This is a genomic window from Pseudomonas vanderleydeniana, from assembly GCF_014268755.2.
GTDB classification, from domain to species: Bacteria; Pseudomonadota; Gammaproteobacteria; order Pseudomonadales; family Pseudomonadaceae; genus Aquipseudomonas; species Aquipseudomonas vanderleydeniana.
The window spans coordinates 2927592-2943423 of sequence record NZ_CP077093.1; the positions used below are offsets into that span (position 1 = coordinate 2927592).

At 66.0% G+C, this 15832-nt stretch carries 9 protein-coding genes; 8 read left to right on the top strand and 1 reads right to left on the bottom strand.

Annotated elements, in window-relative coordinates; genetic code table 11:
• Positions 1 to 19 precede the first annotated feature (19 nt).
• From HU752_RS13275 to HU752_RS13310, 8 genes are all read left to right on the top strand, one after another.
• Positions 20 to 2107 carry an acetate--CoA ligase family protein gene (locus HU752_RS13275; RefSeq protein ID WP_186680015.1) on the top strand — a complete coding sequence of 696 codons (2088 nt, stop codon included), beginning with the start codon at positions 20 to 22 and terminating at the stop codon, positions 2105 to 2107.
• 159 nt (positions 2108 to 2266) lie between these two features.
• Positions 2267 to 3868: an ABC transporter substrate-binding protein gene (locus tag HU752_RS13280; RefSeq protein ID WP_186680017.1), complete on the top strand. Its 1602-nt coding sequence runs from the start codon at positions 2267 to 2269 to the stop codon at positions 3866 to 3868.
• A 16-nt stretch (positions 3869 to 3884) separates the two neighbouring features.
• Positions 3885 to 4844, top strand: coding sequence for an ABC transporter permease (locus HU752_RS13285; protein WP_186680019.1), 960 nt, complete (start codon positions 3885 to 3887; stop codon positions 4842 to 4844).
• 3 nt (positions 4845 to 4847) lie between these two features.
• Positions 4848 to 5678 carry an ABC transporter permease gene (locus tag HU752_RS13290; protein ID WP_186680021.1) on the top strand — a complete coding sequence of 277 codons (831 nt, stop codon included), beginning with the start codon at positions 4848 to 4850 and terminating at the stop codon, positions 5676 to 5678.
• Between the two features lie 2 nt (positions 5679 to 5680).
• Positions 5681 to 7306, top strand: coding sequence for an ABC transporter ATP-binding protein (locus HU752_RS13295; RefSeq protein ID WP_186680023.1), 1626 nt, complete (start codon positions 5681 to 5683; stop codon positions 7304 to 7306).
• Between the two features lie 254 nt (positions 7307 to 7560).
• Positions 7561 to 8262, top strand: a complete 702-nt coding sequence (locus HU752_RS13300) for an NAD(P)H-dependent oxidoreductase (protein ID WP_186680024.1) — start codon at positions 7561 to 7563, stop codon at positions 8260 to 8262.
• A 48-nt stretch (positions 8263 to 8310) separates the two neighbouring features.
• Complete coding sequence (locus HU752_RS13305) at positions 8311 to 8943, top strand: TetR family transcriptional regulator C-terminal domain-containing protein (RefSeq protein WP_186680030.1); 633 nt, start codon at positions 8311 to 8313, stop codon at positions 8941 to 8943.
• 280 nt (positions 8944 to 9223) lie between these two features.
• Positions 9224 to 9940 carry a response regulator transcription factor gene (locus HU752_RS13310; RefSeq protein ID WP_186680032.1) on the top strand — a complete coding sequence of 239 codons (717 nt, stop codon included), beginning with the start codon at positions 9224 to 9226 and terminating at the stop codon, positions 9938 to 9940.
• 1 nt (position 9941) lies between these two features.
• On the opposite strand, the gene HU752_RS13315 is transcribed toward HU752_RS13310, so the two are convergent.
• Positions 9942 to 15578 carry a membrane-targeted effector domain-containing toxin gene (locus tag HU752_RS13315; protein WP_186680034.1) on the bottom strand — a complete coding sequence of 1879 codons (5637 nt, stop codon included), beginning with the start codon at positions 15576 to 15578 and terminating at the stop codon, positions 9942 to 9944.
• Positions 15579 to 15832 lie beyond the last annotated feature (254 nt).

The window sequence follows — 15832 nt, forward strand, 5'->3', positions numbered from 1 at the left end:
CGGACCAGGAGAGCACAGCATGTCCATTCGAGACAATCTCAAGCGCCTGCTGGCGCCACGGCACCTGGCATTCGTCGGTGGGCGCAGCATGGCACGCGCGCTCAAGCGCTGCGCCGATGGCGGTTTCCAGGGCCAGATGTGGCTGGTCAACCCGCAACACGCCAGCCTCGACGGTATTCCCTGCGTGGCCTCGGTGGCCGATCTGCCCTGTGGTCCCGATGCGGTCTTCATCGCCACCAACCGCGAATTGACCCTGACCTGCGTCGCCGAACTGGCGGCCCGGGGCGCTGGCGGGGCGATCTGCTATGCCTCCGGCTTCGCCGAAACCGGCGCCGAAGGCCAGGCCCTGCAGGTGCGGCTGTTGCAGGCGGCGGGCGAGATGGCGCTGCTGGGCCCCAACTGCTACGGGTTGCTCGACTATCTGCACAACGTCGCCCTGTGGCCGGTGGCCCATGGCGGCAAGACGGTGGAGAAGGGCGTGGCGGTGCTGACCCAGAGCGGCAACTTCGCCTACAACCTGTCGATGAGCGATCGCTCGCTGCCGCTGGCCTACATGGCCTCGGTGGGCAACCAGGCGCAGCTGGGCGTGGCCGAGCTGATGGACGTGCTGCTCGATGAGCCACGGGTCACCGCCATCGGCCTGCACCTGGAAGGCTTGAAGAACGTGCCGGGCTTTGCCCGCGCGGCGCACAAGGCCCTGGAACGGGGCATTCCGGTGATTGCCTTGAAGACCGGCGTATCGCAGATCGGTGCCGAACTGGCGTTGAGTCACACCAGCTCGCTGGCCGGTTCCGATGCACTGTACGACAGCCTGTTCGATCGTCTCGGGGTGATTCGCGTCAGCGGGCCGGTGAGTTTCATGGAGACGCTCAAGGCCGCCGCCTGTGGCAACCTGCCGGCCGGGCCGAGCCTGACCGGGCTGGCCTGTTCGGGAGGCGATGCGGGGTTGATTGCCGACTACGCCGAACGCAACGGCCTGAGCCTGCCAAAACTGAATGAGGGGCAGCGGGCAGAGTTGGCCCAGGTACTGCCCGGCTACGCCAACCTGGTCAACCCGCTGGACTTCACCACGGCGATCTGGGGCGACCGCGAGGCACTGGAGCGGATGCTCGACACCGCCCTGAGAACTCCGGCCGACTCGGCGCTGCTGGTGCTCGACTATCCGGCCGAGTTCACCGGTGAGCGCAAGGAGTGCGACCTGTTGCTGGAGCTGTATTGCCAGGCGCTGGAGCGCCACGGCAAGACCGGCTTCGTCGCTTCGGCCTTCCCCGAACTGCTCCCGGCGGCGGCCCGCGAACGGCTGCACGCCCACGGCGTGGCGGCGCTGCAAGGGGTCGAGGATGGCCTCGCGGCCTGGGGGCGGATCGCCCACTACCGCGCGCGCCGCGAGGCCTTGCTGGCCGATGGCCAGGCGGCCCTGGCGCCGATCTGCCCGGAGGCCGCGACGAGTGCTGGCAGCCTGCTCGACGAATGGCAGTCCAAGCAGGCCCTGCGCCCATTCGGCCTGCCGCTGCCACAGGCGCGTATCGGCCATCCGCGGCAGGCGCTGCTGGAGGCGCGCAGCCTGGGCTACCCGTTGGTGCTCAAGGTGGTCAGTGCCGACCTGCCGCACAAGACCGAGGTCGGTGGCGTCGCCCTCAACCTCAAGGACGAGGCCGCGCTGGCCGGCGCACTCGACACCATGCGCGACAGTCTGGCCCGGCATGCGCCGCAGTTGCGCTTCGAACAGGTACTGCTTGAGCGCATGGCTGCACCCCCCCTGGCCGAGCTGATCGTCGGGATCAAGCGTGAGCCCGGTTTTGGCCTGGCGCTGGTGATTGGCGCCGGGGGCATCCTGGTGGAGCTGCTCAAGGACAGTCGCAGCCTGTTGCTGCCCACCACCGACCAGGCCATCGAACAGGCGCTGCGTGGTTTGCGTTGCGCACCGCTGCTCACCGGTTTTCGCGGTGGCCCGGCGGTGCCGATGCCGGCGCTGGTCGCTGCGATCCGTGCGGTGGCCGACTACGCCTGCGAGAACGCCGGGCAGTTGCTGGAACTGGATGTGAATCCGCTGCTGGTCAATGCCGAGGGGGCGGTGGCGGTGGATGCGCTGATTCGGCTGGCTTGAGGTTTTGGGGGGCTTTGTGGGCCTCTTCGCGGGCAAGCCCGCTCCCACAGTTGATCGCGTTCACCTTGTGGGAGCGGGCTTGTCGGGGCGCCGGACCGCCGCGAAGAGGCCCGCCAGACCACCATTGCCATTACTGACTGCAACTTGAGGGGCAACTCGATGAGCGATAATAACAACAAGATTCCTCAACCCACCCAGGGCTTCCAACGGGAACGCCGCGACTTTCTCAAGCTCGGTGCCATGGCCGGGCTGGCCGGGGCAGCCGTGTCCATGGGCCTGCCGTTGCACGCCTGGGCCGCCGAGGCCACGCCCAAGCCGGGCGGTGTGCTGCGCCTGGGCCTGGCCGGGGCGAGCACTTCGGACTCCTACGATCCGGGCTCCTGGAGCGACACCTTCACCTTCGTCGGCTTCTCGGCGGTGTACAACACCCTGGTGGAAATCGCCGTGGACGGTTCGGCCATTCCCGAACTGGCCGAGAGCTGGCAGTCCTCGCCGGATGCACGCATCTGGACCTTCAAGTTGCGCTCGGGGGTAACCTTCCACAACGGCAAGACCCTGGCGGTGGAGGATGTGGTCGCTTCCATCGAACACCACCTGGGCGAGAAGTCCACTTCGGCGGCCAAGACCGTGCTCGGCGAAGTGGTCTCGGTCAAGGCGGCCGGTAACGACAGCGTGGCTTTCGAACTGCGTTCGGGCAATGCCGATTTCCCCTACGTGGTCGCCGACTATCACCTGGTGATCATGCCGGCCAGGGACGGCCTGGCTGACTGGCGCGCCGGGGTCGGCACCGGTGGCTACCGGCTCAAGTCCTTCGAACCGGGCGTGCGCATGGCCCTGGAGCGAAATCCCGGCTATTGGAAGGCTGGCCGCGCGCATTTCGACAGCGCCGAACTGATCGGCATCTCCGATGGCGCGGCGCGGGTCAATGCGCTGATTACCGGCCAGGTCGACGTGATCAACAAGGTCGACCTGAAGACCGTCAGCCTGCTCAAGCGCAACCCGAACATGGTCATCGAGGAAACCAAGGGGGCCCAGCAGTACACCTTCCCGATGCTCTGTGACAGCGATCCGTTTCGCAACAACGACATCCGCCTGGCGATGAAGCACGGCATCGACCGTGAGGCGTTGCTGGCCTCGGTACTCAAGGGCTATGGCGCGGTGGGCAACGACCATCCGATCCAGCCCGGCAGCCGTTTTCTCAACACGCAACTGCCGCAGCGCAAGTACGACCCCGAACAGGCGAAATTTTACTTGCGCAAGGCCGGTGTGGAGTCGCTCAAGGTGCGTCTGCAGGCCAGTGACGCCGCCTACGCCGGTGCGGTGGATGCCTCGGTGCTGTTCAAGGAACAGGCCAAGGCCGCCGGCATCGACATCGAGGTGGTGCGCGAACCGGCCGATGGCTTTTTCTCCAATGTCTGGAACAAGCAGCCGTTCACCACTTCGTTCTGGTACAGCAGCCTGACCGCCGACCGCATGTTCAGCATCGGTTACGCCAAGGGGGCGGCATGGAACGAATCGCACTGGGACAACAGTCGTTTCAATGAACTGCTCAACCAGGCCCGGGGCGAGCTCAACGTGGCGCTGCGCCAGGAGATGTACAACGAGATGCAGCAGATCTGTCGCGACGACAGCGGTGCGATCATCCCGCTGTTCGCCAGCTCCGTGGCGGCCCGTTCCAACCGCGTCGCCCATGGCGGGTTGACCGCCCCCTATGGCGAACTCGACGGCCTGCGGGTGATCGAGCGCTGGTGGCAGGCCTGAGCCGGGAGAGCAGGGCATGAAGAGCATTCTCAAGCTGCTGACCCAGCGCCTGGCGCTGGGGCTGTTCTCGCTGTTCGCGGTGTCGGTGATCATTTTCCTGGCGGTGGGCCTGCTGCCGGGAGACATCGCCCAGGCCATGCTCGGCCAGTCGGCGACCCCGGAAACCCTGGCGGCCTTCCGTGCCCAGCTGGGGCTTGATCAGCCCGCGCTATGGCGTTTCCTGCACTGGGCCGGGCATATCCTGCAAGGTGACCTCGGTGCATCCCTGGCCAACCAGCGGCCGATCGCCGAACTGGTCGCCGGGCGATTGGGCAACACCCTCTGCCTGGCCGGCCTGGCGGCGCTGGTCTCGGTGCCGTTGGCACTGATCCTCGGGATGCTCGCGGCGTTGCACCGCAACTCCTGGTTCGACCGGCTGCTCAATACCCTGGCGCTGAGCTCGGTATCGTTTCCCGAGTTCTTCGTCGCCTACCTGCTGATCCTGTTGTTCTCGGTGAAGCTGGGCTGGCTGCCAAGCCTGTCGAGCCTGCCGCCGGACGCTTCCCTGGGCCTGTTGCTGGAGCGTTCGGTACTGCCGGTGGCGACCCTGAGCCTGGTGGTGGTCGCGCAGATGATGCGCATGACCCGTGCGGCGCTGATCAACCTGCTGGCCAGCCCCTACATCGAGATGGCCCGGCTCAAGGGCATCAGCCAGGGCCGGATCATCTTCCACCATGCCTTGCCCAATGCCCTGGCACCGATCGTCAACGTGATTGCGCTGAACCTGGCCTACCTGGTGGTGGGGGTGGTGGTGGTCGAAGTGGTGTTCGTCTACCCGGGCCTGGGGCAGTTGCTGGTGGACTCGGTGGCCAAGCGCGACATCCCGGTGGTGCAGGCCTGCAGCCTGATCTTCGCCGCGACCTACATCGTGCTCAATACCCTGGCCGATGTGCTGTCGATCGCCAGCAACCCACGCCTGATGCATCCGAGGGGATAACCGATGAAAACCCTGTGCAAAGAGTTGATCCGGGCCCCGTTGAGTGCCCAGTTCGGTTTCTGTGTGATCGTCCTGTATATCGGCGTGGCGCTGCTGGCCCCGCAGCTGGCGCCTCATGGCGAAACCGAGGTGGTCGGCGAGGGGTTCGCCGCCTGGGGCGCGCAATTCCCGCTGGGCACCGACAACCTCGGGCGCGACATGCTCAGCCGCCTGCTCTACGGCGCGCGCAACACCGTGGGCATCGCCTTGCTGACCACCGTGCTGGCGTTCCTGGTGGGTGGCCTGGCGGGCCTGGTGGCGGCGCTCAAGGGTGGTTGGGTCGACATGGGGCTGTCGCGCTGCGTGGACATTCTCATGGCGATTCCGCAACTGATCTTCGCCCTGTTGATCCTCAGCGTGGTCGGCACCACGGCGACTTCGCTGGTGCTGGTGATCGCGCTGCTCGATTCGACCCGGGTCTTCCGCCTGGCAAGGGCGGTGGCGATGAACGTGGTGGTGCAGGACTTCGTCGAGGCTGCACGCCTGCGCGGCGAGGGCTGGTGGTGGCTGGTACGACACGAAATCCTGCCCAATGCCAGTGCGCCGCTGATCGCCGAGTTCGGCCTACGGTTCTGCTTCGTGTTCCTGTTCATCAGCGCCTTGTCGTTCCTCGGCCTGGGCATCCAGCCGCCGACCGCCGACTGGGGCAGCATGGTGCGTGACAACGCCGTGCTGATCACCTTCGGCGACCTCACGCCGCTGCTGCCGGCGCTGGCCGTGGCGCTGCTGACCATTGGTGTCAACTTTGTCGTCGACTGGATGCTCTACCGCTCCAGCGGGCTGAAGGAGTGCTGAGCATGAGCGAAGCCAAGCGACCGCTGCTGCAGATTCGTCACCTGCAGATCGAAGGGCGTCATGACGAAGCCTGGCATCCGCTGGTGCGGGGTGTCGACCTGACCCTGGCCCGTGGCGAAGTCCTGGGCCTGATCGGCGAGTCCGGGGCGGGCAAGTCGACCCTGGGCCTGGCCGCCATGGGTTACACCCGTGATGGCTGCCGGATCACGGCCGGTACCATCGACTTCGACGGGCAGGATCTGCGCCAGTGTTGCGCCGAGACCCTGCGCAAGCTGCGTGGCCAGCGCATCGCCTATGTCGCGCAGAGCGCTGCGGCCTCGTTCAATCCGGCGCACCGGCTGATCGACCAGCATGTGGAGACGGCGGTGATCAACGGTGGCATGAGTCGCGCCGAAGCCGAAGCCCAGGCCATCGAGCTGTATCGGGTGTTGCGCCTGCCGGACCCGGAGAACATTGGCCGGCGTTATCCGCACCAGGTCTCCGGCGGCCAGTTGCAACGGGCGATGACCGCGATGGCAATGGCCTGCAAGCCGGATCTGATCATCTTCGACGAGCCGACCACGGCGCTGGACGTCACCACCCAGATCGAGGTGCTGGCGGCGATCCGTGATGCGGTGAAGGGCTTCGGCATGGCGGCCATCTACATCACCCACGACCTGGCGGTGGTTTCGCAGATGGCCGACCGGATCATGGTGCTGCGCCACGGCAAGCGGGTGGAGGAGGCGCCGACCCGGCAGATGCTCAGTGACCCGCAGCAGAGCTACACCCAGTCACTGTGGGCGGTACGCTGCTTTCGCACCGAGGCCAAGGCCCGCCCGAGCGCCGAGGTGCCATTGCTGGAGGTGCGCCAGGCCTCGGCCAGCTATAGCAGCCAGCCGGTGCTGCACGACGTCTCGATGCAGCTCTACAAGGGCCAGACCCTGGCGGTGATCGGCGAGTCGGGCAGCGGCAAGAGCACCACGGCGCGGCTGATCACCGGCCTGTTGCAGCCCACGGCCGGGCAGGTGCTGCTCGACGGCGTGGCGTTGCCGGCGGACTACCGGCGGCGCAGCAAGGCGCAGTTGCGCAGCATCCAGATGATCTACCAGATCCCCGACACGGCGCTCAATCCGCGTCAGCGCATCGTCGACATCATCGGGCGGCCGTTGGCGTTCTACCTGGGCTTGCGGGGGCGGGCGCTGCGTGAGCGGGTGGCCCAATTGCTGGAGATGATCGAGCTGGACCCCGGCAAGTACCTGGAGCGCCTGCCTTCGGAGCTTTCCGGTGGGCAGAAGCAGCGGATCTGCATTGCCCGGGCCCTGGCGGCCGAACCGCAACTGATCATCTGCGACGAGGTGACCTCGGCCCTCGACCAGTTGGTGGCCGAAGGCATTCTCAAGCTGCTCGATCGGGTGCAGCGGCAGTTGGGTGTGTCCTACCTGTTCATCACCCACGACGTGGCGACGGTGCGGGCCATTGCCGATGAAGTGGTGGTGATGCAGCGCGGCCGGGTGGTGGACAACGGCGCCCGCGAGACGATCTTCACGCCGCCGCACCAGGACTACACCGGCCTGCTGTTTTCCTCGGAACCGGAGATGGACCCGGACTGGCTGGACCGGATCCTCCAGCAACGGGCCGTGGCGTCGTGAGGCTGATGAGCGCGCTTAGCCTTGTGTGGCGAGCGGGCTTGCCCGCGCTCGACTGCAAGGCAGTCGCAAAGCCTGCGCATGCGATCTGCCTGGTGCATCGAGTACCCGCTTTTGGGGGCGCTGCGCGCCCCAGCGCGGGCAAGCCCGCTCACCACAGTAACCGTGTCGCAGGCACCCGCAGCCGGTACGCCTCAACGGCCCACTGCACTGCCGCTTTCCTGGTTCTCCTACTACTCAATGAGTGATTTCTTCACATGAACGTACTGATCATCCACGCCCACCCCGAACCGCAGTCCTTCACCGCGGCCCTACGTGAGCAGGCGCTGCGGACCTTGCAGGCCCAAGGCCACAGCGTGCAGGTCTCCGACCTCTACGCGATGAACTGGAACCCGGTGGCCAGCGCCGGGGACTTTGCCACCCGGGACAACCCCGACTACCTGGTCTATGCCCTCGAGCAACGGCTGGGCGTGAAGAACGGCAGCCTGGCCGACGATATCCGCCAGGAACTGGACAAGCTGCTGTGGGCCGACCTGCTGATCCTGAACTTCCCCCTCTACTGGTTCTCAGTACCGGCTATCCTCAAGGGGTGGATCGACCGGGTGCTGGTGTCCGGCATCTGCTACGGGGGCAAGCGTTTCTACGACCAGGGCGGCCTGGTGGGCAAGAAGGCGCTGGTCACCGTCACCCTCGGCGGGCGCGAGCACATGTTCGGCGAGGGCGCGATCCATGGGCCGCTGGAGGACATGCTGCGGCCGTTGCTGCGCGGAACCCTGGCCTATGTCGGGCTCGACGTGCTGCCACCCTACGTGGCCTGGCACGTGCCCTATATCACTGCCGAGGCGCGCGAGCAGTTCCTGGTCGGTTACCATCGGCGCCTGGAACAGCTCGACCAGGACAGCCCCCTGGTCTTTCCGCGCCTGGAGCAGTTCGACGAGGCGTTGTATCCCATCGGCTGAACAGGGCAGCTACAGTCAGCCATCGACCTTGAAGAGGGCAGGAGCACTATGGCCGAGGAAGCACGTTTTCTACGGATGGACCCCCAATTGCGCAAGGCCAACCTGGTCGCCGCGACCTTGCGTTGCCTGAAGAAGTACGGCTTCGTCGGCACCTCGATCCGCAAGATCTGCGCCGAGGCCGGGGTGTCGGTGGGGCTGATCGGCCATCACTACGCTGGCAAGGATGAACTGGTGGCCGACGCCTACCTGCACATCACCGGGCAGGTGATGAACCTGTTGCGCGAATCGGTGGCACAGGCGGGCGAAGGTGCCCGCCGGCACCTGTCGGCGTTCTTCGAGTCGTCGTTTTCCCCGGCCATGCTCGACCCCGAGTTGCTGGAGGCCTGGCTGGCCTTCTGGGGGGCGGTGAAGACTGCCGATGCCATCGATCGCGCCCACGATCATTCCTATGGCGAGTACCGCACCATCATGGGCAATGCCCTGAGCCTGCTGGCCGAGGAGGAGGGCTGGGAGGGCTTCGACAGCGATCTGGCCGCCATCGCCCTGAGTGCCTTGCTCGATGGCCTGTGGCTCGAGTGCGGGCTCAATCCCAACACCTTCACCCCGGCCCAGGGCGTGCAGATCTGCGAGGCCTGGGTCGATGGCCTGCAGATGGGCGGCTACCGGCGTTTCCTGCGCTAGTGTGGTATTTCTGAAACACCGCACCAGGTTGGGACAAGGTATCAGGTGGCGGCAGGCTTGCCTGCGCTGGGGCGCGCAGCGGCCCTGAAAGTCTGACGACCCGATCTGTCAGGAAGCCCGCATGCAGTGGGTCTGCGACTGCTTTGCAGTCGAGCGCAGGCAAGCCTGCTCGCCACTGCTTGTTGATCAACTGTTCAGCAAGCGCTACAGTGCATGACAGTTCCCACCGCTTCGCATAATTCCAAGAACGACCGCCCGCAGGTCGAACAGGAGCCTGGTAATGAAGAGCATGCCTCGTGTGCTGGTGGTCGAGCCCGACCGCCTGATCCGTGAACAGTTGCGCGCCTGTCTTGCCGCCGAAGGCTATGGGGTCGACGACGCCGTTTCCACCGAGCAGGCCGAGGTCTTGCTTGGCCGCCTGCCGCCTGCGCTGGTGGTGCTCAATGCGCAGTTGCCGGCCAGCCTGCGGCTGGTCCGTCAGTGGCGAGCCTGTTCGGAGGTCGGAATCATCCTGATCGGTGGGCGCAACGACGAGGCCGAGCGGATCGCCGCGCTCGATTGCGGTGCCGATGATTGCCTGGGCAGTCCCTTGAACCCGCGCGAGCTGTTGTGCCGTGCGCGCAACCTGATACGCCGGGTCGACCGGCTCCAGCCGGACAGCGCGCAGTCCACCGGCCCTCTCGAACGCTTCGCCAATTGGACCCTGGACACCGATCGGCGCCGACTCAAGTCCTTCGATGGCAGCGAAACCCTGCTCAGCCATGGCGAGTTCCAGTTGCTCAAGGTGTTCCTGCGCAACACCGGCCATACGCTGAACCGCGATCAACTGATGGAGCAGTTGCGCAACCGCGAATGGCTGCCCAGCGATCGCTCCATCGACGTACTGGTCGGGCGCCTGCGGCGCAAGCTGCAGGACGACCCGGCCGCGCCGGAACTGATCATCACCATCCATGGCGCGGGCTATCTGTTCACCGCCCGGACCTTGCGGGCGGCGTGAGTCACAGGTCGCTCGACTCGACCCAGCGCACCATCCCGCGTTCGCGCACCAGGGCCTGGCTGAGGTCGTCGATGCTGTCGAACAGACGCGCTTCGCTGAAACCCCATCGCGGCTGGTGGATGTAGAACTTGCCGGTTTCGGCAGGGGTCTTGATCGGCGTGGCCTTCAGCGAGCGGTCAGTGGCGCGGCTGATCAGTACCGACCCTCGCGGTGCCGCCTCGATGGTGAACATGCCGGCATTGGTCAACTGCGGGTGGGTGTCGAGCACGGGTTGGCGCAGGAAGATCGCCAGGTCGTCGAGTTCGACCACCTGCCGCAGGCCGGCTTGCTTGAGCCCCCACACCAGGTCGGCGAGGCTTGCGTAGTCGGTGCCGATGAGGCGGCCGAGCTCGGTGCGCAACAGGCCGCTCGGGTCCTCCATGTGGAATGCCACGTAGGTGCGCCCGCTGCGGCTGATACGCTGGCTCTGGCGGATGGGCTGTTCGTGCACCACGAGGGGCTGCGGCATGCCTGGATCGCTGAATCGCCTGGACAGCCAGACCGCGTGGTACTGCCCGCCGTGCTGTTCGATCAGGAAGTCGCCCCGTGCTCTCATCAGGGCCCGGTGCGGTTTGGGCACCACGGGCAGGGGTTGGGGCGAGACGTTCACCTCCAGCAGGGCATGGGCGCGCAGGAACCAGAGTTGGCCGAACCGGTTCAGGGTGGAGTCGCCGGTATCGCGTAGGATCTGCAGGGGCAGGGGTTGCCCGCCGGTATCGGTGGCGCGCAGGCTCACCGCGCCCAGCAGGTCCGCCAGGCCCGGTTCGCCCTTCAGGGTGGCGGCATGGATGTCCTGGACCAGTGCCAACCAGCGGCCCCCTCCGTGTTGCAACTGGTCGGCGTTGATCACCTGGCTGGCGTAGTACTTCAGGGGACGGGTTCTATTCGGGTTCGACTGGTTGATGCCCAGGCGATAGCTGGCGACACAGTCGATGGCCTGGACCCGGATGCCATTCTCGTGGGCATGCCGCAGCAGGGTGAACAGTGACTGCTGCCCCTGCGGGTCGATCCCCTCGAGGATGTCCAGGTGGCGCAGCTTCTCCCGGAAAACCGGGGACATGAAGCCCGTGCGGTTGAAGTCGTCGAGGTGACTCGCCTGGTCGAGATCCGTCATCAGGTTCTCCAGGTACAAAGTCTTGAGCCGGTGGTCCCTGGCCAGCGGGCGCATCTGGTCGACCAGCAGCTTGCGGCCTGCACGGGCACCGTGTGGAGCACCGAGGACGATACCGTCCTGGTGCCGATAGGCGCGGTCGAACAGCTGGGTGGTCGAGGTGGCGTCCGCCAGGTCGGCAATCGCTGTCCTGGCCGGCAGGGCCGGGCCTTCGGCGAAGAACCGATTGGCCTGTTCCACCAATTGTTGCCGGCGATGGGTGTATTGGCGCGCGGCCTCACGTTGCGCCATGGGCAGGCCGAGCGCGTCGGGATCGATGCGGGCGCCGCTGTCGATGTAGGTGGAGATTGTCTGGCGATGGGCCGCGGGTATTTCGTAGCGTGCGGCCCCCACCTGTGCCGGCAACCGGTCCATGCCGCCGAGCAGACGGCCGATGGGCAGCGGCCGCCAATGGCCATCCATCCTGACCAGCTCGATATCCTGCGCCCAATGCTTCTGCTTGAGCACGTAGCGCCTGCCGGCCAAGGTTCCGGTACGGTACCACTTGCCCTCCAGTTGTACGTATTCGTCCAGGCGCTGGGTACGGCTGACGAACAGGCCATCATGCAGGTAGTCGAGCTCGGGCGGCGTGCGTATTTCATGGGCCCTGAGGTCGGCTGCCAGGGATCTCAGGGAGGTCGCTGCCGATGGCTCGGCATTGAGCAGCGGCTGGAGCAGGCCGTCCTGACCGATCCGTGTGGTCTTGATCAGCCGGGACAGCCTCGTTGGCAGCGATGGCACCTGGCGCAGCAGCGGCTTGAGCGGCTGCAGGGGCAGCGGGGCCGCCGCATCGCTGAGGGTCTGGATCAGGGCGTCGGCGGCTTCCTGGTACTGCTGCAGGGCCAGTGCCTGGCTGACATTGCCCAACCCGTAGAGACCACGCAGCAGATAGGCCGGCAGGCTCAATTGCAGGGGCGCGAGGCCCAGTATGACTTCGGCGGCCAGATGCAGGCCCGCGTTGATCCAGTACCAGAGCGTGTCCTGGTCCACCCGTTGATTGCTCGCCCCGAAGTATTCCACGCTGGCAATCACGTGCCTGACCCTGGCGTCGAACAGTGTGCTGAACAGGTCACCTTCAATGGGAAAGTAGCGTACCCGCGGGAACTGGCGGGCAAACAGCTGCCTGGGCTCCCACTGTTCGTTGCGCGCCGCGCGCGCGAGGCAGTATTCCTTCCAGCCCTTCTCGCGCAGCAGCGATTCGAGAGCGGCGAGGTTGCTCAGTTCGCGCACGGCCTTGCCATCCGGTGCCTGGGGCGCGAGGAGCAACAGGCTGGTGTCGGCCGCGCTGGTGCTGATGACCAGTACCTCGTCCAGGCTCATGCCGTTGCGTGCCTCGCCCGTGCCCCCGAGCATCAGGTAGTTGGCATGCACTTCATGGCCGTCCAGCAGTGGCCGCTTCCTGGCCGATGGATGCTGCAGCAGGTGCTCGATACGCCTGAGGCCACGTTGCAACGGGGTGTTCGTGGCATCGAACAGATCGCCGCTCAGGTGCGCGACATAGGCATGCAATTGTAGCCGTGCACGTTCTCCCGCGATCCATTCGCCGCGCAGCGATGCCTGGTCCTTGCCCAACAGTCGGTCCTGGAGCAGCACCTTGTATTGGCCCGGTGCATCCACGGTGCGAATGATGGCGGCAATTTCCCTGTTCGACAGGTTCAGCGTGGTGCCTGCCAGCGTGCGGACCCTGGCCTTGAACGTGACATTCTCGCCCAGGCGTGATCCGGGAATGTTCTCCAGTGCCAGGGCGGTCAGCGACAGGCTGCGCCGGCGGCTGGTCACGGTCGATGGCAGGCTTTGCCAGGCCGGACTGGGGTAGGTCTGGGTATGCGTGACCTGCACCTCGACGGCATCCGGATCGATCGCTGCCTGGGGATAGTGCTGTTGCAGGTGGGTCTTGAGCAGGCGGGTCGCGTAGTGCCTGAGCGCGGGCAGGTCGCCGAGGCTGGCGGGTACCGGGCTGGCCTTCAGTGTTGGGCGCCAGAGCGTGGCCAGGCGGTTCTGCTCCTGGGCGGACAACCGACCGATACGTTCGAGCAGCTCGCCGAACAGCAGCTCGCGATTGCGCCGTGCCAGGACCGGGAAGATATCCAGGCTTTTCGCCAGGTTGACGGACTCATTGAACTGACGGGCGAACTCGTCGACATCGTTGTTGAGCCCCGGGGCGCCCCGGGCAAAGCGCCAGGTGTCGGCGAAGTCCAGCTTCTGCCGTGCCAGCAGGCCGTCGACCAGCACCTGCAGGGCATCGCCTGTCTCCAGGCGGTAGCTGAAGAGAGACGTCCCGCCGGAGGTCTGGGGGATATTGAGGGCCTGCTGCCGTTTCGGCAGCAGGTCGAGCAGGGACTGGCGTTCGGTTTCGTCGTCGAAACGCTGGGTCAGGCTGCGCGTGAGCGCCTGCAAGGTCGTGAACTGCTCCAGGCCCCGGCCGATCTGGTAGAGCAGTGCCGGCAGCTTGTAGGTCTCCTCGTCGGGGCTGCTGCTGATGACCAGGCAGCCTTCCAGGGCCGTGTTGCCTGGCTGCAGGATGATCCGGTAGACATGGACCGGCGGCGCGACGGGGGAGGCCTTGAGGCGCTGGGCGGACGTGGGGTGGTCGAGGACCCGCTCCAGGTCCTGTCGATTGCTTTCGTCCAGGGTCAGGTCCAGTTCGCGCAGGAGCGCTTCCTGGCGAATCTGCGTGCGCAGGTTCTCCTTCAGCAGTGTCGCGGCGCTGCTCCAGAAACTGTCCAGGCGCGCGGCGAACTGCTGGTCGAAATCCTTGCCGGCCTGCTCCAGGGTGCTGGCCAGGCGGGTCACGTCCAGGCCCGGCAGTTGCTGGTTGTCGTCGCTGTCGGTCGCGCGGGCGTACAGACCGCTGCGGGTCGCATCGAGCGTCTGGATGTTGCCGGCCAGGTGTTGGGTAAAAAGCTCGGTCAGTGTGCGTGACTGCGTGACGGCACGGTAGAGCACCGGCTCGCCAGGCTCGTCGAGCGTTGACACCGGCCTGTAGCCAGTCTGCTCATAGGTATTCAGATAGATCGCGTCGGGGTTCGTCGACGCTGCCTGCGGGTAATCCTGTACCAGTTGCCGGCCCAGCATCAGGGCGGCGAACCAGCGGAAATTCGGTTGTTGGCGTGCCAGCACGAGGGTTCGTGCGTTGGTGGCCACCAGCGTATCGAACAAGGCCCGCTGGCGTTGGGCGAGCTGGTCGGGGGAGACGAAGGCGGCCGGTGGTTGCTGCTGGAATCCGTTGCTGTCGGGGAGGCGCTGTGGTGGCGGGATAGCCGGTATCTCAAGCAGGGTACGCAGGTGGTCACGTGGCAGGGCGGCACGTTGCAGCAGGTCGCGGATCGTTTCACGGTCCGTCAGTCCGAGCGCCTCGCGCAGGGGGGCAGGCAGGTTCGCCAGCGCCGAGGGCAGGTCGGGCTGGGGCTTGGGCTGCGTATCCTCGCTCGTTGCCAGGGTAAAGTGATCGGCTTGGCGCAGGATGACCGCGCGCTGCCGGGCCTGTGGCTCGCCGATAGCGGCCAGCAACGGGCCGTCCGCTGTCCGTTCGCGCAGTTCCAGCCGGACGCCCCCGGCAGACCCGCCAGGCCAGCTGGCGAGGCTGTGCATCATCAAGCGCAGGCTATCGCGATGGTGCGCTCGGCTGGCGAGAAACAGACCTTCATAGGCCTGGCCCAGGCGTTGCTCCTGCAGGTACCAGCGAGCGTCCCGCAACGGGCTTTCGCCCAGTTCACCGGCAGAGAGTCTCAGCGCTTCGAGATCGCTCGCGTCGGCACTGGCCAGCAGCTCGACTGCCGCCGATTTCGACAGCAACGGGAGCTGTTGGCGCAGCAGGTTCACCAGAGGCTCATCGGAGCGTTGCGCCAGGGCATGGAAGCTGTCGAACAGTTCCTGTCGGTGCGAGTGCAGCAGGGGCCTGATCCTGTGTCTGAGCGCGACCAGCCGTGCGTCGCTGCCCAGGTGCTGGCCATCCAGCAGGCGTTCAGCCTGGGCGGGGTCCAGTTGTTCCAGGACGTCCCGCCACAGCGAGCCTCCGAGCAGGCGGGCACGGGCAATCCGTATCCGTGGCAATCCGGGCGAGCGATCGGGGCCATATTCGGCCGCCACCGTTTCCGGTGGGTCGTAGACCTGCAAGACACAGGTTGCCGGCCAGATCAGTTCCAGGCACGACAGCTGCAATTGCCAGTGCAGATGGGAGACTTCCCGGGCCCCGGCTGGAGCCTCGTCCAACCTGTCGACGAATGCCTGCAACTGCCCGTCCAGTTCAAAGCGTGCACGGGTGTCGAGCAGCAGGGCGGGTACTCGCGGGGATTCGGCGTAGGCGCGGCGCACTGCCGGGTTGTCGATGCCGCTGGCCAGGCGGATGTGCCGGGCGGTCTGCTCCGGCAGGTCGGCGAGAAAGTGTTGGACGGCCTGTTCCAGCGAACTGTCGGCCTGGTGTGTGTGTGGCGTGATGCGGGGGCTCATGCCGGACTCCTTGTCGTTGCGCGATGGCTGCCATTCAGCGCGCAAGCCCAGCGTCATGAGCGGTAGTTAATGCTCGCGGCAACAAGGATGTTCAAAGATGTAACAGGTTTGTCTCCAGGGTGCGTCTCCTGGAGAAAATTGCCTTTAAGAACATAGGAATAGCTGACTTGTGCGGCCCCTTGCAGACCTCGCCGGGGGCGATTGCCATGCTATTGAACAAGTGTTTAATATCTCCCTGCGCTCCCCATCATTCC